Here is a 20965-nt window from a genome sequence, read left to right as displayed (position 1 = left end):
CATTCGATAATGTCGTCGGTCTCCCGGCTCAGGTCGGCTGATCGAGCCGGGCTGCGTCCATGACGTCCGTCAGAGGAGGGACCGGATATCGGCGAGCAAGGCGCCGAGGGTCGGGATCGCGGACGGAAGGTCGTCCATGTGATGGTTCCGGGCCTGGTTTTCGAGGCCGGCCGAAAGGGTTGAAATCTCCATGAAACCCAGATTCCCGGCCGCCCCTTTCAAGGAGTGGGCGGCATCGGCGGCCGCCTCGCAATTCCCGGAGGCCAGGGCGCCCTCAAGCTTGTGGACGTCTTCTTCCGCCGTTTCAAGAAACAGTTCGACGATTTCGATGAATTCGTCTTCGTCAAGGCCGAGCGATTCACCCAGTGCCTTCAGATTCATGTCTTCCTCCTTCGCTGATCCGGAGCGGTCCCGGCTGTTCCCCAGGCCGGATGATCATTTTTTCGGAACAGAAACCGGGTTCAATCCATCCCTGTATCGGTGTGGGACGAGGTTGTGCAAGAGATTCACCATGGCCGGTCAACCGGGCTGTGTGGACGGGATACATTGAAAATATGGGCCATTATACGTCAAGGTCCCGTTGTTTGGCAACCCCTTTCAATGTTTTTCTTGACAGGCCGCCACGCCGGGGTTAATATATTCGAAAATCTTGATATTTAAATATATGGATATACATGAATGCCCTGATGTGTTTCAAAGCCCTGTCGGACAGCACCCGGATCCGGATTTACAATGTCCTTCTCCGGTGGGAACTGAGTGTCAATGAATTGGTCGGACTGATGGACATGGGCCAGTCGAGGATTTCACGGCATCTGAAAATCCTGACCGACGCGGGGCTTCTGACCTGCCGCCGGAACGGGGTCTGGGCCTTTTATTCGGCGGTCCGGGAAGGATGGGCCACAAGTTTTTCCGAGGCTGTCTCGTCGCTGTTCAGGGACGACGCCCTGCTGCAGGACGATCTGAGACGGGCGGCCCTGACGGTGGACGAGCGGAGCGCCCGGACCCGCCAGTTTTTTAACGCCATCGCCCCCCGATGGGACGTCCTTAAAAGTGATATCATGGGTGCCTTCGATATCAACGCCGCCATTCTGGAACAGGGCGAGGACGTGGACAAAGCCGCCGATCTGGGTTGCGGCACCGGTGAGCTGCTGGTGTCCCTGGCCGGCCGGGCCCGCCGGGTGATCGGGGTGGACAGTTCCCCGATGATGCTCGAAGAGGCCCGCAAACGGTTTTCAGGCCAGGGGATTGCGGCGGACCTGCGGCTGGGCGAACTGGAACATTTGCCCCTCAAGGATGACGAAGTGGATCTGGCCGTGATTTCCCTGGCCCTGCACCATCTGTCCGAGCCCGTTCTGGCTCTGTGCGAAGCCCGGCGGATCCTGCGCGACGGGGGGCGTCTGATCGTGGCCGAGTTCGACCGTCACGACAATGAAATGCTGCGGCACACCTATGGGGACCGCTGGCTGGGATTTCCTCGGGAAGACATGGACCGCTGGATCAGGGAAGCCGGATTCACCATGGTCCATCTGGCGTCCCATGCCCTTGGCCGGTCCCTTGTCATCAACATATTCACATGCACCACATCATAAACAGCAAGGAGAAAAAAACATGGCTTTTCAGGAATTGGATCTTTCATTGAAATACAAGGTCGCCGACATGTCGCTGGCCGATTTCGGCAACAAGGACATGCAGCTTTCGGAAAATGAAATGCCCGGTCTGATGGCGTCCCGGAAAAAATACGGCGCGGACAAACCGCTCAAGGGCCTCAGGGTTACCGGCAGTCTTCACATGACCATCCAGACGGCCATGCTGATCGAGACCCTTTATGAACTGGGCGCCGACATCCGCTGGGCCTCCTGCAACATTTTTTCCACTCAGGACCATGCGGCGGCAGCCATCGCGGCCAACGGGACCGCGGCGGTTTTCGCCTGGAAGGGCGAAACGCTCGAAGAATACTGGTGGTGTACGGAAATGGCCCTCACCTGGCCCGACGGCAGCGGTCCGGACCTGATCGTGGACGACGGGGGCGACGCCACCCTTCTGGTCCATGAGGGGGTCAAGGCGGAAAAAGATCCTTCCTACCTGGACCGCACACCGGGCAATGAGGAGGAACGATGCTTTCTTGAACGCCTGAAAGCGACCTACAAGGCCGATCCCAAAAAATGGACGACCATGGCGGCGAAGATCCGCGGCGTTTCCGAAGAAACCACCACCGGCGTGAACCGTCTGTACCAGCTTCAGAAGAGCGGTGAGCTTTTGTTCCCCGCCATTAACGTCAACGACAGCGTAACCAAATCCAAGTTCGACAACCTCTACGGCTGTCAGGAATCTCTGGCCGACGGGATCAAGCGGGCCACCGATGTGATGATCGCCGGAAAAATCGTGGTCATCTGCGGCTACGGCGACGTGGGCAAGGGCTGCGCAAGTTCGATGCGGGGATTCGGCGCCCGGGTGCTGATCACGGAAATCGATCCCATCTGCGCCCTCCAGGCCTCCATGCAGGGGTTCGAGGTGGTGACCATGGACGAGGCCGCCGCAAAGGGGGACATTTTCGTGACCGCCACCGGGAATTATCACGTGATCACCGGGGCCCACATGGAACAGATGAAAAACGAGGCCATCATCTGCAACATCGGTCATTTCGACAATGAGATCGACATGAGCTACCTGGAAAAGACCCCGGAATGCAAAAAACTCAACATCAAGCCCCAGGTGGATAAATGGACGCTGAAATCCGGTCGGGCCATCGTGGTTCTGGCCGAGGGACGACTGGTCAATCTGGGCTGCGCCACCGGACATCCCAGCTTCGTGATGAGCAACAGTTTCACCAACCAGACCCTGGCCCAGATCCGTCTGGCCACGGAAAAGCACGAAAACAAGGTCTACACCCTGTCCAAGAAACTGGATGAGGAGGTGGCACGCCTGCACCTGGGCCGCCTGGGTGTCAAGCTGACCCGACTGACCGATCAGCAGGCCAAATACCTGGGCGTATCGGTGGAGGGTCCCTACAAACCGGAACACTACCGCTATTAGTGATTGTTTAAGACGGCCCCTGGAGTGGGTTGGATAAAAAAAGGCAGACCCCTGATGAGGAGGGGTCTGCCTTTTTGCGTTTCAGGGGGGTGATGCTTATTCTTTTCCCAGAAGCGACAGGGCGCCGGCGACGACGTTGTCCACGGTGTAGCCGTATTCGCTCAGAACACGGCTGCCCGGAGCGGAGCTGCCGTATCCCTCGATGCTGATCACCCGTCCCTCATCCCCCACGTATTTTTCCCATCCCATGGCGATGCCCGCTTCGACGGCCAGTCGCTTTTTGACATGGGGCGGCAGGATCCATTCCTTGTAGTTGTTCTGGTTCGTTTCAAACAGTTCCCAGCTGGGCATGCTGACCACCCGGGCCTTGATCCCTTTTCCGGCCAGAATGTCCGCTGCCTCGCAGATCAGGTGGACCTCCGACCCCGAGGCGATGAGAATGATATCCGGGGTGCCCTGGGCGTATTTCAGGATGTAGGCACCGCTGCGGACCGAGCCTTCGGCCTCGCTGCGGTCGAGAATGGGCAGGTTCTGGCGGCTGAAAAGCAGGGCGCTGGGGCCGTCCGTCAGGCGCAGAGCCACGGTCCAGGCATCCCGGGTTTCGGTGGCGTCGGCCGGACGGATCACGGTGAGGCCCGGAATGGTCCTAAGGGACGCCAGGTGTTCGATGGGCTGATGGGTGGGGCCGTCTTCACCCACCGCCACGCTGTCATGGGTGAACACATAAATCAGCGGCAGACCCATCAGACTGGCGACCCGGATGGCGGGGCGCATGTAATCGGCGAAGACCAGGAAGGTCCCGCCGTAAGGCCGGACGCCGCCGTGGACGAACATGCCGGCCATGACGGCCCCCATGGCGTGTTCGCGGACGCCGAAACGGATGTTGCGCCCGTCGTAGCGGTCTTTCTGGAACTCATGGGAACAGGACAGATAGGTCTTGTTCGAGGGGGCCAGATCCGCCGAACCGCCGATCAGGGCGGGAAGTTTTTCGGCGATGGCGTTGAGGACCTTGCCCGAAGCCGCCCGGGTGGCCATGGGTTTGTCGTCGGGTTTGAACACGGGAAGGGCCGAATCCCAGCCGAAGGTCAAAAATCCGCTGATCCCGTCAACCCACTGGTTGCACAGCTCGGGGTAGGCTTTGGCGTAAGCGTTGAAGGCCTGCTGCCAAAGGTTTTCCTGTTCCTCTCCCCGGTCGATGCAGCCCCGGAACACGGCAGCGGCGTCGTCAGGCACAAGAAACGACGCATCCTCGGGCCAGCCCAGGTTTTTCTTGGTCAGACGGATTTCCTCTTCGCCCAGAGGCTCGCCGTGGGCACTGGCGCTGCCCTGTTTGTTGGGGCTGCCGAAGGCGATGTCTGTGCGCATCAGGATCAGGGTGGGTTTGTCGGATTGACCTTTGGCGGCGGAAAGGGCCGCGTCGATCCGGTCGGGATCATTCCCGTTGTCGACCCGGATGGTGTTCCAGCCGTAGGCCGCAAACCGGGCTTCCACATTTTCGGTAAAGGCGATGTCCGTGGATCCTTCGATGGAAATCTTGTTGTCGTCGTAGAGGCAGATCAGCCGGGACAGGCCCAGGTGGCCGGCCAGGGACGCCGCTTCGGAGGCCACGCCTTCCATCATGTCGCCGTCACCGCACATCACGTAAGTGTAATGATCGACAATGGTGTGACCGGGCTTGTTGTATACGGCGGCCAGGTGGCGTTCGGCCATGGCCATGCCCACGGCGTTGGCGATGCCCTGCCCCAGGGGACCGGTGGTCACTTCCACACCGTTGGTGTGCTTGTATTCGGGGTGCCCCGGGGTTTTGCTGCCCCACTGCCGGAAATTTTTCAGGTCATCGAGGGACAGTCCGTAGCCGGTCAGGTGAAGCAGGCTGTAGAGCAGCATGGACGCATGGCCGCCGGAAAGCACGAACCGGTCCCGGTCCGGCCAGGCGGAATTTTTGGGGTTGTGTTTCAGGTGCCGTGTCCACAGCACGTATGCGGCCGGCGCAAGGCCCATGGGCGCACCGGGATGACCCGAGTTCGCTTTCTGGACCGCATCCATGGACAGGGTTCGAAGGGTATTGATGCACAGGTCGTCCAGCGTGTTCCGGGTGTCAGTCATGGTGGTGTTTCTCCTTATAGATTTAGGTCGTATTGGATTCATGCTCAGGCGCTTCGGCCTTGGCTTACAGAGCCCTCAGGTGCTCGGGTTTCAGGGACACCTTGCCGGCCAGGGCCTTTTCGATCAGGGCCAGGGTTTTGTCCTTTTCCTGGGGGAGCTTGGCCCGGATCGGCAGATAGTTGGACGCGTGGTTGGAGTGGAACAGGCCGCCTGTCATATCGGTTGCGGCGATCATCACACCCAGTTCCTGAAGCAGTTCCCGGGCCTCGAGCACCGGAAACTTTCCGGCCAGATGATCCTTGTAAAGGGGGGTGCCGGGGGTGAGCATCAGGCTCAGGGCGCCGACGTATTCCGGATCGATGGCCGACAGAACCCGTCCTGTTTCCCGGGCGTGGATCATCGAGCGTTCCCGGCCGGCGATACCCAGAAGGACCGTCACCGACAGTGTGATGCCTGCGGCCCTGATTTTTTTACCCATCTCGATCATCCGGGCGGAATCGGCTCCCTTGTTGATGGCCGTAAGGGTCACATCATCACCGGTTTCAAGGCCCATGTAGGCGATGGCAAGGCCCAGTTTTTTCAGCTCCCGGAGTTCATCCACCGTTTTTTTTGCGATGCTTTTGGTGTTGGCGTAGGATCCCACCCGTTTGATCCAGGGCATCTGCCGACGGATTTCCGACAGAATGCGGACCAGGCGTTTCTGGGGTACGATCAGGGCGTCCCCGTCACAGAGAAACAGGCGGTCGGTGTGGCGGTAATGTCTGGCCGCATAGGCAATATCGGCCATGATCTCCTCATCGGATTTGATTTTGAAGATCCGTTTTTCCTTGTACATTTCACAGAAGGTGCATTTGTTGTGCGAACAGCCGACGGTCACCTGGAGCAGGATGCTGTACGCCTCGGACGGGGGCCTGAAAATCATGCCCTCGTAATGCATGCCGTTGTCTTTCATAAACACTCTCCCGAACCCGGCCTCACGGGCCGGGCCCGTTGAAGCCATTCATTTGATTAACAAAAAATATCCGTACCTTATTACATCATGTCCCGCCATGGACGCAAGGCCTTTATCATTCCCCTCCGCCGACCCGTCCGGCCTTTTTATCGGTCCCGGGCTTGACAATCGGAAATCATGTACAAAATTATCGTATATTTCCGGGCGCCCTACCGTGCCGAATTCCCTGGATTTTTACGACAGGAAACCAATAAGACCCTGGTGAGACGGGGATGAACCTTCAGACATATGGAAAAGACAGGAGCAAGTATGGAAAAGAAAGAAACACGGCAGTTTAAGACCGAAGTCCAGCAACTGATGAATCTCATCGTGAACTCGTTGTATTCCCATCCTGAGATTTTTCTGCGTGAATTGATTTCAAACGCATCCGACGCCCTGGACAAACTGCGTTTCAAGGCCCAGACCGATCCGGACGTTTTTGGGACCGATGCGGATCTTTACATCCGGATTGCCGCGGACAAAGAGGCCCGCACCCTTGAAATTTCCGACAACGGCATCGGTATGACCTACGACGAGGTCAACGAGAACATCGGAACCATTGCCCGCAGCGGAACCGCCGCCTTTGTGGCCGCCCTCGAAGAGGCACGGAAAAAAGAAGGACTGTCCCCGGAATTGATCGGACAGTTCGGCGTGGGCTTTTACAGCTCCTTTATCGTCGCGGACAAGGTGACAATTGTCACCAAGGCACCGGGCGACGCCAAAGCGGTCCGCTGGGAATCCACGGGCGACGGCTCCTACACCATCGAAGAAACGGACAAGGACAAACGGGGCACGACCATCACCCTTTTTCTCAAAAAAACCGATGAGGAGGACGATGATTTCACCGATGAGTGGACCATCCGGCGCATCATCAAGAAACATTCGGATTTCGTGAATTACCCGATCCGGATGAATGTGGAGAAAACCGAACGTCTGCCCGAGGATCAGATCATCAAGGACAAGGACGGCAAGCCCGTCGGAGAGACCACCCGGACGGTCCGGGCGGACGAAACCCTGAATTCCATGAAGGCCATCTGGGCCCGGGACAAGGACGAGGTGACCGACGAGGAACACGAGGAGTTCTACAAGCATCTCAGCCATGACTGGAACCCGCCCCTCGACCGTCTGCACATGAAATTCGAGGGCACCACCGAGTACACCGCCCTGCTTTACATCCCTTCCAAAGCCCCCTTCGATCTGTTTTACAAAGACCGCAAAAACGGCATGCACCTTTACTGCAAGCGCGTGTTCATCATGGACGACTGCAAGGATCTGATGCCCGAATACTTAGGCTTCATCCACGGGGTGGTCGACGCGCCGGATCTCAATCTCAACGTCAGCCGTGAAATTCTCCAGCAGAACCGGCTGGTCACCAATATCCGGAAAAACCTGGTCAAAAAGGTGTTCGACCTGTTTTCAACCATGGACAAGGAAAAATACGACGGGTTTTTTGAGGAATTCGGTCAGGCAATCAAGTCCGGCATCCCCATGGATTTTGAAAACAAGGACAAGCTGGCGCACCTGGTGCGGTACAAGACCACCAAATCCGACGGCAAACTGGTCTCTCTCAAGGAGTACATCGAACGGATGAAGGACGGGCAGGAATACATCTATTTCATCACCGGCGAGAACCTGACCGCCCTGATGAACAGCCCCCATCTGGAAGCGCTCAAGGAGAAAGACTACGAGGTTCTCCTGATGACCGACCCCGTGGACGAATGGGTGGTCCAGAACCTGACCGAATATGAAGGTAAAAAGCTGAAAAGCGCGGAGAAGGGGGATCTGGACATCGACAAGGTCGATGACAAGGACAAGGAAGCCTACGCCAAGCTTTTCGATTTCATCAAAGGCAAGCTCGAGGATCAGATCAAGGAGGTCAAGGCATCGACCCGCCTGAAAAATTCCGTATCCTGTCTGTCCGGTGACGATTACGGCATGAGCGCCTACATGGAAAAGATCATGAAAGCCACCGGACAGGAGATGCCCAGGCAGAAACGGGTCCTTGAACTCAACATCCATCATCCGGTTCTGGCCAAAATGAAAACCTTGTTCGAAACCGACACCAAAAACAGCAGGCTGACGGACTTCTGTCTGCTGTTCCTCGACATGGCCATCATCAGCGAGGGCGGAAAAATCGAGGATCCGGCCGGTTTCTCCAAGCGTGTGGGTGATCTGATGAGTGAGGCCATCTAGGCGTCGACGGCGGGTCGGGCGACGGGATCATTTTTTCCCGTCTGCCCGATCGCTTAATCTTCGGCCCCCCGGCATGGGATGATTGACATCTTTGTTTTCTTGTAATACCGTCGTGCTTTAGCTTAATCATGCCGCCTTCTTTCGGAGGGCGGCTATTTCCATTTGAAAGCCTGTGGGGCGCAGTGCGGTCCGCGTGCATTCAAAAAAGATGCAAATCGTAGTGAAGATGAAAAAGAAAAACGGTGTTGACGGTGTGTGCGGCCGAGGGTTGGGGCTTGCCCTGATTCTGGCTCTGATGATGACGGGAGCGGCTTTTGCCGAGCGCCTGAGCGTATCGGTGAATGCGGCTAATGTCAGGACCGGTCCCGGAACCGATTACGACATCGCCTGGGAAAACCTCGACCGGAATTATCCGCTTCTGGTGATCGACCGGAAGGCGGACTGGTATTACATCCGTGATTACGAAGAGGATGTGGGATGGATCCATTCATCCAACGTCTCGTCCTATGACTCGGTGATCACGAAAAAAGACGGATGCAATGTCCGTTCGGGCCCGGGGACAAGCCACGCCATTGTGTTTGTGGTCAACAACGGGGTGCCGTTCAAGGTAATCAAACGAAAAGGTTCATGGATCAATATCCGCCATGCGGATGGTGATACCGGTTGGATCCACGCGGATCTGATCTGGTGATAAGGAAAACGGTAGATGGACGGAACGACAGATACGGGCGGCGGGCCCATTGTGGGCATCGGGTCGGCCTTGATCGATGTACTGGCCGGGGTGAGCGATGATTTCCTCGGGCAGATCAGCGATATCAAAGGCGGCATGACACTGGTCGACAGCCCCTTTATCGATGACGTGATTCAGAAACTTGCGGCCCCGCCGGAGGTTGTCCCCGGCGGCTCGGCCTGTAACACCATCATCGGCGTCGGGAAACTCGGGGGCAAGGCCCGTTTTGTCGGGCAGTGCGGCCATGATGATTTCGGTACCCTTTTTGAGTCCGGCCTGGTGAGAAGCGGTGTGACGCCTCATCTGTTCAAAACGAACACCCCCACGGGTCGTGTGGTGTCCCTGATCACCCCGGATGCCCAGCGATCCATGTTCACCCATCTGGGGGCATCGGCCGAGATGGTTCCCGATCAGATTTCGCCGGACTGCTTCGACGGGGCCTCGTTTGCCATGATGGAAGGCTATCTCCTGTTTAACCGGGATTTGATGATGGCGGCGCTGTCTGCGGCGCGCCGGGCAGGGGCCCGGATCGTGCTCGATCTGGCCAGTTTTACGGTGGTCGAGGAATCCAGGGATTTTCTGATAGACCATGTGCTGGACGCGGTGGATATCCTGATTGCCAACGAAGACGAAGCCCGGGCGTTCACCGGTTTTTCGGATGAGCGCAAGGCCCTGGCCGTTTTGGCGGATCATGCCCGTATCGCGGTCGTCAAGGTGGGTGAGCGGGGTAGTGTGGTGGCCCATGGGGGAGAGATGATCGACATTGAACCGGTCAGGGGACGTGCCGCCGTGGATACCACCGGCGCCGGCGACCTCTGGGCGGCGGGTTTTTTATTTGGTTTGAGCCGGGGTTACTCCATCGCGAAAAGCGGTCGGCTGGCCTCGGCCTGCGGGTATGAAGTGTGCCAGGTGACCGGAGCGGCCATTCCCGATGACGGATGGCGACGGATCAGAGCGCTGGTGGATTGAGGAATAATCGGACGTGAGACAGTGTGTCGGTGACAAGGACTGAAACGGAGGGAGCATGGCAAACGTATCATTGGCGCGGAAAAAGGAATTGAACGAACCGGATGAATTCATCACCATGTCCAACAAGGCGCTTGAATACGCCCGGCAGAACAGGAGCACCATCATCGGTGTGGTCGCCGGAGCCGTGGTTCTGGTCATCATGATTGCCGGGTTTCAGTATTATTCCCAGAATCGGGAATCACGGGCCTTTGCCCGCTACGCCGAGGATATGACCTGGTATGAAACCGCCCGCGAAGGCAGCGACGGCAAACCCTCTCTGGAAGAGATAGGCCGCCGTGCCGATGCCTTTCTCAAGGATTTTTCCGGAACGGCCGCCGCCATGCCGGCCCGGGCACGTTATGCCGCGATGTATTACGACGAAAAGGATTATGCCGCGTCGGCCCAATTGTATGAGGCCCTGCTCTCCGATGTGGACCATGACCCTGCCCTGAAAAACATCACCCTGTGTGCTCTGGCCCAGTGCTATCAGGCCATGAAGGAACACGATCGTGCCATTGCCCGGTACGAGGACATTCTGGACGGGGCCGATGCTATCAAAAAAGATGAGGCTCTTTTTCACCTCGGCCTGCTCTACGCTGAAAAAGGCGACGGGCAAAAAAGCCGGGACGCCTTTGAGCGCCTGGTGACCGACTTCGCCGACTCCATGTATGTGGACGTGGCGCGGGAACGGATTTAAGCTTGACGGCTTAGAACGTTGAGAGAGGAGGGGTAGAGCCAGGCTGAGGGGGAAGGGGGGCGCCTGGCTCTGGAGAGAAGGATTTTTTGATACTGCTTAGGTGCGCACAATCTGCTTTTGCACCTTTCCTGCCAACGTCGGCGTTGCCGACCCTATTTTTTTATTGTTTCTCATTCATATTGAAATAACAGGCGATTATATCCGGGGTGCCATGGGCTCAGGTCGGGGCGGCATGGTTGCACGGGCGGCAAGGGATGGAAGGGTGTTTATTATCTTGAACCCGGCGGGGCGTGTCCGGATGCTTTCATCTTTTAATTATGATTGATAGCAGGTGGTTACTATGCATTCATAATCATAAACCGATGGTTTATGATTATGGACCTCATTGGGGCGGGTGATTTTCGTTGCTTTCAGGGAAAGCGGGTGTGGAGCCGGATTCCGTGTTTTTTGATTTTCTGGTTCAGACCGCTTTTTCCAATCTTTAAAAGGTCTGCGGCGTGGGACTGGACCCCGTTGGTTTTTTTCAGCGCCTCAATGATCATCTGTTTCTCCATGGCCGCCAGGGTCTCGTACAGACCGGCAGAACCAAGGGTCAGGTCGTGATACATCGCGGGCCGGGCGGATTCGGAAATATCTCTCGGAAGATCGTCGGGGGTGATGGTGTCGCCGGTGCACAGAATCATGGCCCGCTCGATGGTGTTTTCAAGCTGGCGGACGTTGCCGGGCCAGGACGAATCCAGCAAGATCCGTTCACATTCCGGGGCGATGGCCCGGATGGAACGCTCCGGCGAAAGATCTTCGGCATACTTGTGGACAAAGTGATGGGCCAGAAGATGGATGTCTTCCGGCCTCTCTCGCAACGGCGGGACATGGATGTAAACGACGTTGAGCCGGTAATACAGGTCTTCCCTGAACCGACCCTGTCCGACCTCTTCTCTCAGGTTTTTGTTGGTGGCGGCGATCAGACGGAAGTTGACCCTGACCGGAGAGGTCCCGCCGACGCGCTCGAAACATTTTTCCTGAATCACCCGCAGGAGTTTGACCTGGAGATTCAGGCTCAGTTCGCCGATTTCATCAAGAAAAAGTGTGCCGTTGTCGGCCAGCTCGAAGCGCCCCTTTTTCATGGATGCGGCGCCTGTGAACGCCCCCTTTTCGTGGCCGAAGAGTTCGCTTTCCAGAAGGGATTCGGACAGGGCGGAGCAGTTGACGGCGATAAAGGGGTTTTCGCGCCTGTGGCTGTTGAAGTGAATGGAGCTGGCGATCAGCTCCTTGCCTGTGCCGCTTTCTCCTTCGATCAGCACATTGGCCGAGGTGGGGGCGACCTTGGCGACCAGCGACAAAAGGTCCTGCATGGGCCTGCTTTTTCCGATAATATTGCCGAACCGGAACTGGGATCGAATGACATGCCGGAGCCGTTTGTTCTCCTGGACGACCCGTGCGTGGCCAAGGGCCTTGTTGACGAAGATAAGAAGCCGGTTGCTTTCAAAGGGTTTCTGGATATAGGTGAAGGCCCCTTTCTGCATGGCTTCCACGGCTTTCTCGACGGACCCGTGGGCCGTCATCAGGATGACCGGGATATCCGGCCAGCCGGTGCGCACATGGTCAAGAAGGTCCAGGCCGCTCATGGCCGGCATTTTCATGTCTGTGATCAGCAGGTCGACGTCCGAGTCTTCGAGAATGGACAGGGCGGCTTTGCCGTGGGCGGCCGTCAGAACGGTGAAGCCTTCTTCTTCCAGAATGGCCCGGAGAATGGTCAGGTAGTTGCTTTCGTCATCGACGATCAGTATGGTATCCAAGAAACCTCCCGCCCGTCACAGGTGACGCGGCAATGCAGGAAAGGGTTACGGTGCGGCGTACGACCCCGGGTCATAGGGAAAGGAACGGTCGTCGGCGGCCGGCAAATACGTCAGGCGGCATTTTATCGTTTAGTTTGAGTGCAATTTCTGGTAACATGGTGCACCAAACATACTGAATGCATCTGCCGTGATGACCCTGCTCCTGACGAAGACATCCCGATCGCTTTTCTGTCTCGCTGTTCCTGAACCTGAGTCCTAATAAAAAAACTGTCGGCCGTTGTCAAGGCAAAGACGGAATGCAGGTCCGTCGAACGTCAAACGTCTATTGCAATCCTTTAAAAAAGTGTCACTAACTTACCATTATAACGGGACTTTCTTGATTGTTAAGCGAATGTTTCTACAAGATATGGTAGTCGCTGTGGCCAGGGGAAACAAGATGGAGTAACTGCATAAAATTTCTATATAATTCGCTTGACTTAAGAATAATAACATATAATTATCATTAACAAGTGCTCAAACCATGACAACATCGATCACCTTATTATATTCAGCGTTGCGTGATTATCGGGAAAAATGTGAGGCAGGCTGCACAGGATATTGGCTGATGGCAAAAAATTCGTTGAAAAAAATTCGTGAATCCATGCTGATGAGTAAAGCGGAGCTTGCCAGGAAAGCAAATGTTTCACCGATCACCATCGATCGTATTGAAAAAGGCCTGCCGTGTCGGATGGAGACCAAAAGAAAAATCATATTGGCCTTAAACTATAAACTCTCAGATAAAGACAAGATTTTTGGCGAATAAGGGCAAATTATGGGATTTGGAAACAAAAAAAATCTGGTTGGTCTTGATATCGGCTCAAGCGCAATAAAAGTCGCTGAAATTTTGGACTCGAAAAGCGGGCCGATACTGAAGAAGTTCGGAATCGTGGACATGCCCCATGGTGCCATCGAGGAGGGGATCATCAAAGACCCCGAAGAGGTCGCCGATGCCATTCGTCAGCTTTTCCGGACCTTTAATATCAAACAAACCAACGTGGCGATTTCCATCGGCGGATATTCGGTGGTGGTGAAAAAAATCAATGTCCAGACCATGACCGAGGACGCGCTTCAGTCCACCATTCACTTCGAGGCGGAACAGTACATTCCCTTTGACATCAGTGACGTCAATCTGGATTTTCAGATTCTCGGGGACAGCGAACACAATCCCAACCAGATGAGCGTGCTTCTTGTGGCGGCGAAAAAGGAAATGATCGCCGATTACGTGAACGTTCTCGAAATGGCGAACCTTTCGCCCTGTATCGTGGATGTGGATGCCTTTGCGCTTCAGAACATCTATGAAGCCTGCTATCTCGACCCGGAAGACCCCGGGGATGACTATGTGGCGCTTATCGATGTCGGGGCTGGAAAAACGACCCTGAACATCCTGAAAGGCAACACGTCTCTCTTCATGCGCGACGTGTCCTTGGGCTGCAACCAGATCAACCGCAAAATCGCCTCCCTGATCGACTGCTCGCTTGAAGAGGCCGAAGAAATCAAGCTGGACGATGAGCATGGGAAAATATCAACCGAGGATCTGAATGAAATCATCGCCACGGTTACCGGCGACTGGTGCACCGAAATCAGCCGCGCCCTTGACTTTTTTTATTCAACCTATCCCGACGGCCGTATCGGACGCATTCTGCTGAGCGGGGGAGGCGGCAACATCGGTGACTTCAGGAAACTGCTGGCCCTCCGAACCTCGACGGAGGTTGAAGTGATTGACCCGTTCAAAAAGGTGTATGTGAACAACGACCGGTTTGACAAGGACTACATGGATCAGATGGCTCCACAGAGCGCAATATGCATGGGATTAGCAATAAGGAAAGTGGATGACAAATGATACGAATCAACTTACTGCCGTTTCGTGCAGCCAGAACCAAGGAAAATGTCAGACGCCAGGCGTCGGTTTTTATTCTGCTGATTATTCTGCTGATCGTTGCCATGGGCGCATTTGCCCTTCATTTGAATATCAGCGAAGCCAAGGAACGAACCCGGGTTCAGGAAATAAATAAAGAGCTTGATAAATACACGCAGAAGGCCAAGGAAGTTGACGCGATCAACAAGGAGAACGAGATCCTTCAGCAGAAGATCAATATCATCAATGATCTCGAGAAGGTCCGGAAGGAACCGATTCATCTGTTTGAATCGCTGACCGATGTGTTCATCGAAGAGCGCATGTGGCTGACCAACTATCAGTTGAAAGACAAGAGCCTGGTGATCAAGGGCGTGGCCCTCGATGAAATCACCGTGGCGGATTTTACGAAAAGGCTCCAGAATTCAACCCTGTACACGGATGTGGTTTTGAAATTTCTCAAGCAGTCCGTGATCAACAATATCAAGATGAAGACGTTTGAAATCAGTGCGACCGTTGCCAAGACCGATAATCAAAAAACCGATATGATTAAGGCTCTGAAATGATCAAGAAGACTGAACTAAATACCAAGACGTTCGACGCCATCTTCAAAAAAATCGAAGAACTGGACAAGGTTCAGAGGCTGGCCATCTGCATCATCACCATCGGCCTTTTGGGCGCGGCCTTTTATTTTCTGATGGCTGCTCCGAAAATCGAAAGCATTCAAAAGCTGAAGGCCGCGTATGAGCAGGCGGACAAGAAGCTTGGCGTGGCCAAAAAGAAAGCGGCCCAGTTGGAACAGCTTCAGAATGAACGCAAGATGAAGGAAGCCGAATTCAGGAAGGTGATGAAGGCCCTGCCGGAAAACAAGGAAATCCCATCGCTGTTGACCAGCATTTCGCAATCGGGCCAGGACACCGGCATGGAATTTCAGTCCTTCACACCGGGTAAGGAAAACAACAAAGGGTTTTACGGCGAGATTCCGGTCGATATGGAGATGGTTGGGAGCTTTCACAATACCGTGTTGTTTTTTGACAGGGTCACAAGCCTTAACCGGATCGTGAATATCCGGGACATCGACATGAATGCCGATCCGGGCAAGGATGGCGCCCAGACGCGCATCAAGACCAAGTGCCAGGCCGTCACCTATAAATTCGTTGAACAGGCCGACGTGCCCCAGAACGCAAAAAAAGGGAAGAAGAAGAGATAATTCATATTTACCCTAACTCAATAAAAGTGTCGTTATGATGAATAAATCAATCGTCCTATGTTGTGCTTCCTGCGGCCTGTTTGTCGCCCTCGCCCTGTGCGGATGCGACAAGCAGGAAGAACCCCGTCCGGAAACCGCCAAAGTCCAGTCGTTCAAAATTGAAAAGGTCGTGACACCGGTCGCTGAGGCGCCGGTTCAGGGGGGCGATGCCGCGGTGCCTGAAGGCACCGCCCCGGCCCCGGAAGAGGCGCCCGCTGCCGCTGTTACCGATACGGCGGCCGTTGGCGCGCCCGCCGAAGAGACTGCCGCTTCGACCGAAACGCCTGTGACCGAGGCCCCTGCCGCCGGAGACGTTTCGGTTCAGGCGGGTCAAACGGAGGTTCCCCTGGCGCCGCCGGTCACGGTTCCCGCCCTGGCCCTCGATGCAGACGATAAAGGCGGGCCGGACCAGGGGTATAATCCTGAAGGCCGGGTTGATCCCTTCGAACCCCTGTTCCAGGCCAGGCAGGAAAAAACGTCGGTGGGGAGCTTGAAGAGCCAGACGATCCGAGACGCCCGGCGTGGAAAACTGACGCCCCTTGAGAAGCTGGATATCAGCCAGCTGACCCTGACAGCCATCATCCAGGGCCGGCAACGCAATGTGGCCATGGTTCAGGAGTCCACGGGGAAGGGCCACGTGATTAAAAACGGGACCTATCTGGGCATCAACTCCGGCAGGGTTGTTGAAATAACGAAGAATACGGTGGTGATCGAAGAAGAAGTGGAAGATCTGTTGGGGAAGATCATCGTACGAAAAAGGGAAATGAAGCTTCAAAAACCTCTTGGAGACATGTGATATGCTTTACACAATTTCAAAAACATCGAAAAATCGGGCACAGGCACTCCTTCTGGCGGCTTTTGCATGGGTGTTGATCGTCGCAGGCTGTTCCGCGACCCAGAAAGGCGCCGTAGCAACGGTCGACGCCGGGTCGGACGGCGAGCGGGTGATCAGCGGTCTGACGGTAACCGATGAGGCCGGAACCATCAAGGTGGCCATTGACGGAAACAGTCCGCTTCGGTACACCTCCGTCAAACAGGCCTTTCCACTCGGCATTGTTCTTTATTTCCCTGGAACCAAACTCGAAAATGTCGATTCCGAATATCCTCCCGAGGGAAATCTGCTGAATTCCATCAAAACATCGCAGCAGAGCCACTCATCGGGTTATGACTCACGCATCAAGATCCTCTTGAACAAAGATGTGGATTACGATGTGATCCGGCAGGATAATGATCTGATCGTCACCCTGGTCGATCCCGAGGCCGCGGACGCCGGTGAGACAATCACAGAGCCGGAGATGGCGGCCGCACCGGTTGAGGAAGAATCCCTTACCGTTGAAAGCGGTGCAGGTATGGAATTTCAGGACGCAGAGGCGGAAGGCGATCAATTTGTTTCAGATCAGACCGATCAGGATACCGCCGGCGACGCCTCAGTGGTTGAGGTTCTTGAGCCTGTCGAGGAGCCCCTTCTGATTGTTGACGAAAATGAAGACCTCGTTCCCGCGGAGCCGGAAGCATACACCCCCGAAGAACTGGAACCCGTTGCAGCGGGATTCGCCACGGCAAGCCGAATTACGGCCATCGATAAAATGGTGGCCGATGACTCGGCGGACGTTTTGATCGAAGCCGACGGTGCGATCAACGATTACAAGGTGTTTACCATTCCCGGAACCGGAGAGGCTTCAGGGCGAATCGTTTGCGATATTTTCAATGTCAAAGGGCCCAGCACCAAGGGCGAACAGACCCTGGCCGTCAATGCCCTGGGCGTTCGGCAGGTCCGGTATTTCAGTTATCCCGACAAAACGCGGGTGGTGGTGGATACAACCAACGCCAACCTGTCCTCGTATACGGCCGAAGCGACCCCAAGGGGTCTGACCCTCAAAATCGGAGCCGCCGCAGCGATCAATCCGGAGACCGGTGTTGAATCCTCTGACCTGACCCCAACGGTTGAAACCGGAACAGACGAGAGCCCGATGACGGAAACGGACACCGGTCTTGACGCAACCGTGGATGAGATGAGCAATGAGAGTGTTGCGGTGACCACGGAGGCCGCAGAGGAGGTGTTTGCGGACAGCGGCTCCGATGTGACCACGTTTGAGGAAACTCCGGTGGATGACGAAGCCGTGACGGCCGGTGCCGTGGTCGTCACCGAATCGGACGATGACGTAGCCGCAGAGGACGAGCCTGTCATGGAAACCGATGACACCTTCGTCACCGCAGAAACGGAACCCTGGAACGAACCGGCTGCATCGTCTGAAACGATCGAATCCGTTGAACCGACCGAGGATATCGTCCTTGAGGAGCCCGGTGACCTGACGCCGGTTGCGGCGGAACCGATGGAGGAAGAACAGGCCCTTGCCATGGCGGGGGACGCCTGGATCAACCGCATCGATTTTACAGCAGAAAAGGACGGTAAGTCGTCGGTGATCATCGGGACGACCCAACCGGTTGAATACAAGGTCACAAAGAAAGACGGGTCTACGATCCATTTCAAACTTTATGGCGCCAAACTCCCGAACAGCCGGAAGTTTCCGTTTATCACCACCCGGTTTGAAAGCGCGGTCAATCGGATCATTCCCGTTCAGACCCCGGCCATGAAAACCAGTGCCCTGTTCATTATTGAACTTCGTGAATCCGTGCCCTACTATGTCGATCAGCGCGGCGGAACCATCACGCTCAATTTTGAAGCGTCGTCCGTACCGGCCCAGCCCGAGGACATGGCCGGACTCCCCATCTGGAAAGAGGTGCTGAGCCAGACGCCTGAAATTCAGGAAATGGAAATGGCTGCAGCCGATGGTGAATCCGTCATGGATCAGGAGACCCCGATTGATACGGTCCCGGTGGCCGATGAAACCGTCATTGACGAAACCCCTGCGGCGGATGAGCAGCCCCAGCCTGCCCTGACCGAAGACAGCACACGGGAAGCAGGCGAAACCGCAGCGCAGGTTCCGGATGTCATAGACGATGAAAGCACGGTTAGCGAGGAATCCCTTGCCGGTGACGGCAGCTATGTCAGCTGGGCCCAGAAAAAGAAATACACCGGTGAGAAAATCTCGGTGGACTTCTTCGAAACGGACATCAAAAACGTGTTCCGCATCATCCGGTCGGTCAGCGGGGAAAACTTCGCCATCGACAAGGACGTTTCCGGCAAGGTGACCATGACGTTAGACAAACCCGTGCCCTGGGATCAGGTTCTTGACCTGGTCCTCAAAATGAACATGCTGGGCATGATCACCGAAGGGGGCATCAACCGTATCGCCACCCTCGAAACCCTGAAGATGGAAGAGGAAAAAAGGCTGGAGTACATCGCCGCCGAGGAGAAAACCAAGCAGAAGAAGAAATCCCTGGAACCGGTCATCACGGAATACATCCTGATCAACTATTCCAACGCGGGAACAGAGATCGTGCCCCACATCGAGAAGTTTCTCACGCCAGAGCGGGGGAAGGTCAGCGTCGATACCCGGACCAACCAGATCATCCTGACCGATACCGAAGAGAAAATCAAGGAGGCCAGGGACCTGATCAAGCGCCTGGACAAGATCACGCCTCAGGTGATCATCGAGGCCCGGATCGTCGAAGCCACCAGCAATTTCTCACGGAACCTGGGCACCGAGTGGACCCTGAATTCCAATCCCAACTACGATGTGTACAACGATACCCTGGGCGGGACTTACGGCTACGCCGTGGCCATGAACAATTCGGTGCCCGCCACATCGAGCATCGGCATCAACTTCACCCGCCTGACCGGAGCCCAGTTTCTGCTCAACGCCAAGCTGCTGGCCATGGAATCCCGGGGCGAGGGCAAGATCGTCAGCGCACCCAAGATCCTGACCATGGACAACAAGCAAGCGACCATCACCCAGGGTGTGGAAGTGCCGTTTGAGACCGTCAGCAGCGAGGGCACCGAGACCACCTTCAAGAAGATCGAACTGAAACTCGAGGTGACGCCCCATGTGACCTCGGACAACAAGGTGTCGATGAAGATCAACATCGACAAGAACGACGTGGGAAACGTCACCGACATCGGCCCCACCATCACCACGAAAAAGGTCGAAAGCGAACTTCTGGTCGGTGACGGCGATACCATCGTCATCGGCGGGATCATCAAGTCCAACAAGAGTGTGACAGACTCGGGCATTCCCCTGCTTCAGCACATCCCGGTGGTGGGCTGGCTGTTCAAGTCCCGGATCCGCTCCGAAGATAAACAGGAACTCCTGGTCTTCCTGACGCCGCGGATTGTGAGCTACGAGGAAACGGTCAGATAGTATAGTTAGAAAAAACAAAGACCTTTGATCTATCTTAAGGAGAGTGTCAATGAAACGATACAGTCGAATTACATATGTTATGATCGCCATGCTGCTGCTGTCGCTGATGACGGTGGCCGGTTGCGGGGATGACCGCACCGAACGTCTGCCGGGTGATGATATGGTCCGTGTTTTCCCCCAGGTCTATGATCTCTCGGACCCTGACCGACCGGGATATGTTCTGGTTGAATTCTCGCCGTTTACTGACACTGGGGCGCCCTATGAAGACGGCACCGGGGCTTTCTGGTTGAGTGCCGATGCCAAAGGCGCTCTCTCCAACGAGGATGGGTCCGGAATCAGCGTGTCGTTTGACTTTGAAGACGGTGTTGCGGAATGCTGGTACATACCGTCCAATGCCAACGAAGACGTGACGGTCTATGCCGCTGCAGGTGCTTTCCCCTATGATATCGTTGCATCGGCGCGAATTTATGTTCGTAATCAGGTGCTGGATGCAAACTTCACTTATGAGGCAACGGGACTGACGGCGTATTTCTTTAATCTGTCTGTGCCGAATTCCGGGGTCAATCCGGCCCTTCTCACCTACAGCTGGGACTTTGAATCGGATGGGGTGGCTGATTCAGTTGCAGAAAATCCGAACCACACCTATGCTGCAGCCGGGACGTATCGAGTGACCCTCACGGTTACGGAAGGCGCTCAGTCCAATACCGTTTATGCCAATGTTGAAGTTGAAGCACCATAAAAAGCAGCTTGCATGATGCTGTGCTCCACCTCGGGGTACAGCATCATTTATCACATGGGCCTTCTTCTGTTCTTCTCTGTCTTTCTTCTAAGCCTGCCAAGATGTTTCAGAACTTTCCGCTAAACATATAGAAATAGGGCATGCATGATGGTCATGAACATGCCGGGTAGCCTTATTCAATCGACCGACTCTCCACCGAATCGATTAGCATCAATGAAAAACATTCGGAAAAGCTATTTGCGGGGCATGAGCAGGACATGCAGGTGAAAA

Annotated in this window: 17 protein-coding genes; 13 read left to right on the top strand and 4 right to left on the bottom strand. The window is 55.5% G+C overall.

Annotation, left to right across the window (positions count from 1 at the left end; all coding sequences use genetic code 11):
• Positions 1-69: 69 nt before the first annotated feature.
• Positions 70-381: an Hpt domain-containing protein gene (locus ACYQ11_RS10140; RefSeq protein WP_459923658.1), complete on the bottom strand. Its 312-nt coding sequence runs from the start codon at positions 379-381 to the stop codon at positions 70-72.
• A 293-nt stretch (positions 382-674) separates the two neighbouring features.
• On the opposite strand from ACYQ11_RS10140, the gene ACYQ11_RS10135 reads away from it, so the two are divergent.
• Together ACYQ11_RS10135 and ahcY are read left to right on the top strand one after the other, a co-directional pair.
• The gene (locus ACYQ11_RS10135) at positions 675-1589 is read left to right on the top strand and encodes an ArsR/SmtB family transcription factor (RefSeq protein ID WP_459923657.1); all 915 of its coding nucleotides are present in this window, start codon (positions 675-677) and stop codon (positions 1587-1589) included.
• Between the two features lie 19 nt (positions 1590-1608).
• Positions 1609-3033 carry an adenosylhomocysteinase gene (gene ahcY / locus ACYQ11_RS10130; RefSeq protein WP_459923656.1) on the top strand — a complete coding sequence of 475 codons (1425 nt, stop codon included), beginning with the start codon at positions 1609-1611 and terminating at the stop codon, positions 3031-3033.
• 96 nt (positions 3034-3129) lie between these two features.
• Here the strand turns inward: ahcY and tkt are convergent, their stop codons facing one another.
• Positions 3130-5139 (bottom strand): transketolase, encoded by a 2010-nt coding sequence (gene tkt, locus ACYQ11_RS10125; protein WP_459923655.1) that lies wholly within the window; start codon positions 5137-5139, stop codon positions 3130-3132.
• Between the two features lie 64 nt (positions 5140-5203).
• Complete coding sequence (locus tag ACYQ11_RS10120; RefSeq protein ID WP_459923701.1) at positions 5204-6076, bottom strand: radical SAM protein; 873 nt, start codon at positions 6074-6076, stop codon at positions 5204-5206.
• Between the two features lie 324 nt (positions 6077-6400).
• On the opposite strand from ACYQ11_RS10120, the gene htpG reads away from it, so the two are divergent.
• The 4 genes from htpG to ACYQ11_RS10100 all read left to right on the top strand — a co-directional run bounded on the left by htpG (position 6401) and on the right by ACYQ11_RS10100 (position 10758).
• Entirely contained in the window at positions 6401-8323 is a 1923-nt protein-coding gene (gene htpG / locus ACYQ11_RS10115; protein ID WP_459923654.1) for a molecular chaperone HtpG, read from the top strand.
• A gap of 226 nt (positions 8324-8549) precedes the next feature.
• Positions 8550-9014, top strand: coding sequence for an SH3 domain-containing protein (locus ACYQ11_RS10110; protein ID WP_459923653.1), 465 nt, complete (start codon positions 8550-8552; stop codon positions 9012-9014).
• A gap of 15 nt (positions 9015-9029) precedes the next feature.
• Entirely contained in the window at positions 9030-10022 is a 993-nt protein-coding gene (locus ACYQ11_RS10105) for an adenosine kinase (RefSeq protein WP_459923652.1), read from the top strand.
• 55 nt (positions 10023-10077) lie between these two features.
• Complete coding sequence (locus tag ACYQ11_RS10100) at positions 10078-10758, top strand: tetratricopeptide repeat protein (protein ID WP_459923651.1); 681 nt, start codon at positions 10078-10080, stop codon at positions 10756-10758.
• Positions 10759-11168: 410 nt separating this feature from the next.
• On the opposite strand, the gene ACYQ11_RS10095 is transcribed toward ACYQ11_RS10100, so the two are convergent.
• On the bottom strand, positions 11169-12554 hold the full coding sequence (locus tag ACYQ11_RS10095) for a sigma-54-dependent transcriptional regulator (RefSeq protein ID WP_459923650.1): 1386 nt from the start codon (positions 12552-12554) through the stop codon (positions 11169-11171).
• A 520-nt stretch (positions 12555-13074) separates the two neighbouring features.
• Between ACYQ11_RS10095 and ACYQ11_RS10090 the strand changes: the two genes are divergently transcribed.
• The 7 genes from ACYQ11_RS10090 to ACYQ11_RS10060 are packed head-to-tail and all read left to right on the top strand — an operon-like array spanning position 13075 to position 20695.
• Complete coding sequence (locus ACYQ11_RS10090; protein WP_459923649.1) at positions 13075-13356, top strand: helix-turn-helix transcriptional regulator; 282 nt, start codon at positions 13075-13077, stop codon at positions 13354-13356.
• 9 nt (positions 13357-13365) lie between these two features.
• Entirely contained in the window at positions 13366-14433 is a 1068-nt protein-coding gene (pilM, locus tag ACYQ11_RS10085; protein WP_459923648.1) for a type IV pilus biogenesis protein PilM, read from the top strand.
• Complete coding sequence (locus ACYQ11_RS10080; protein WP_459923647.1) at positions 14430-15011, top strand: PilN domain-containing protein; 582 nt, start codon at positions 14430-14432, stop codon at positions 15009-15011. Before pilM ends, ACYQ11_RS10080 begins: the two co-directional genes overlap by 4 nt.
• A complete protein-coding gene (locus ACYQ11_RS10075; RefSeq protein WP_459923646.1) occupies positions 15008-15655 on the top strand; it encodes a type IV pilus inner membrane component PilO in 648 nt (215 codons plus the stop codon). Before ACYQ11_RS10080 ends, ACYQ11_RS10075 begins: the two co-directional genes overlap by 4 nt.
• Before the next feature lie 34 nt (positions 15656-15689).
• Positions 15690-16490, top strand: coding sequence for a pilus assembly protein PilP (locus tag ACYQ11_RS10070; RefSeq protein ID WP_459923645.1), 801 nt, complete (start codon positions 15690-15692; stop codon positions 16488-16490).
• A 1-nt stretch (position 16491) separates the two neighbouring features.
• Positions 16492-19956: a type IV pilus secretin PilQ gene (locus ACYQ11_RS10065; protein ID WP_459923644.1), complete on the top strand. Its 3465-nt coding sequence runs from the start codon at positions 16492-16494 to the stop codon at positions 19954-19956.
• Positions 19957-20005: 49 nt separating this feature from the next.
• A complete protein-coding gene (locus tag ACYQ11_RS10060; RefSeq protein WP_459923643.1) occupies positions 20006-20695 on the top strand; it encodes a PKD domain-containing protein in 690 nt (229 codons plus the stop codon).
• Positions 20696-20965: the final 270 nt, after the last annotated feature.

Source organism: Desulfatiferula olefinivorans, from assembly GCF_054657895.1.
This window is presented reverse-complemented; position numbering and strand designations above follow the sequence as displayed.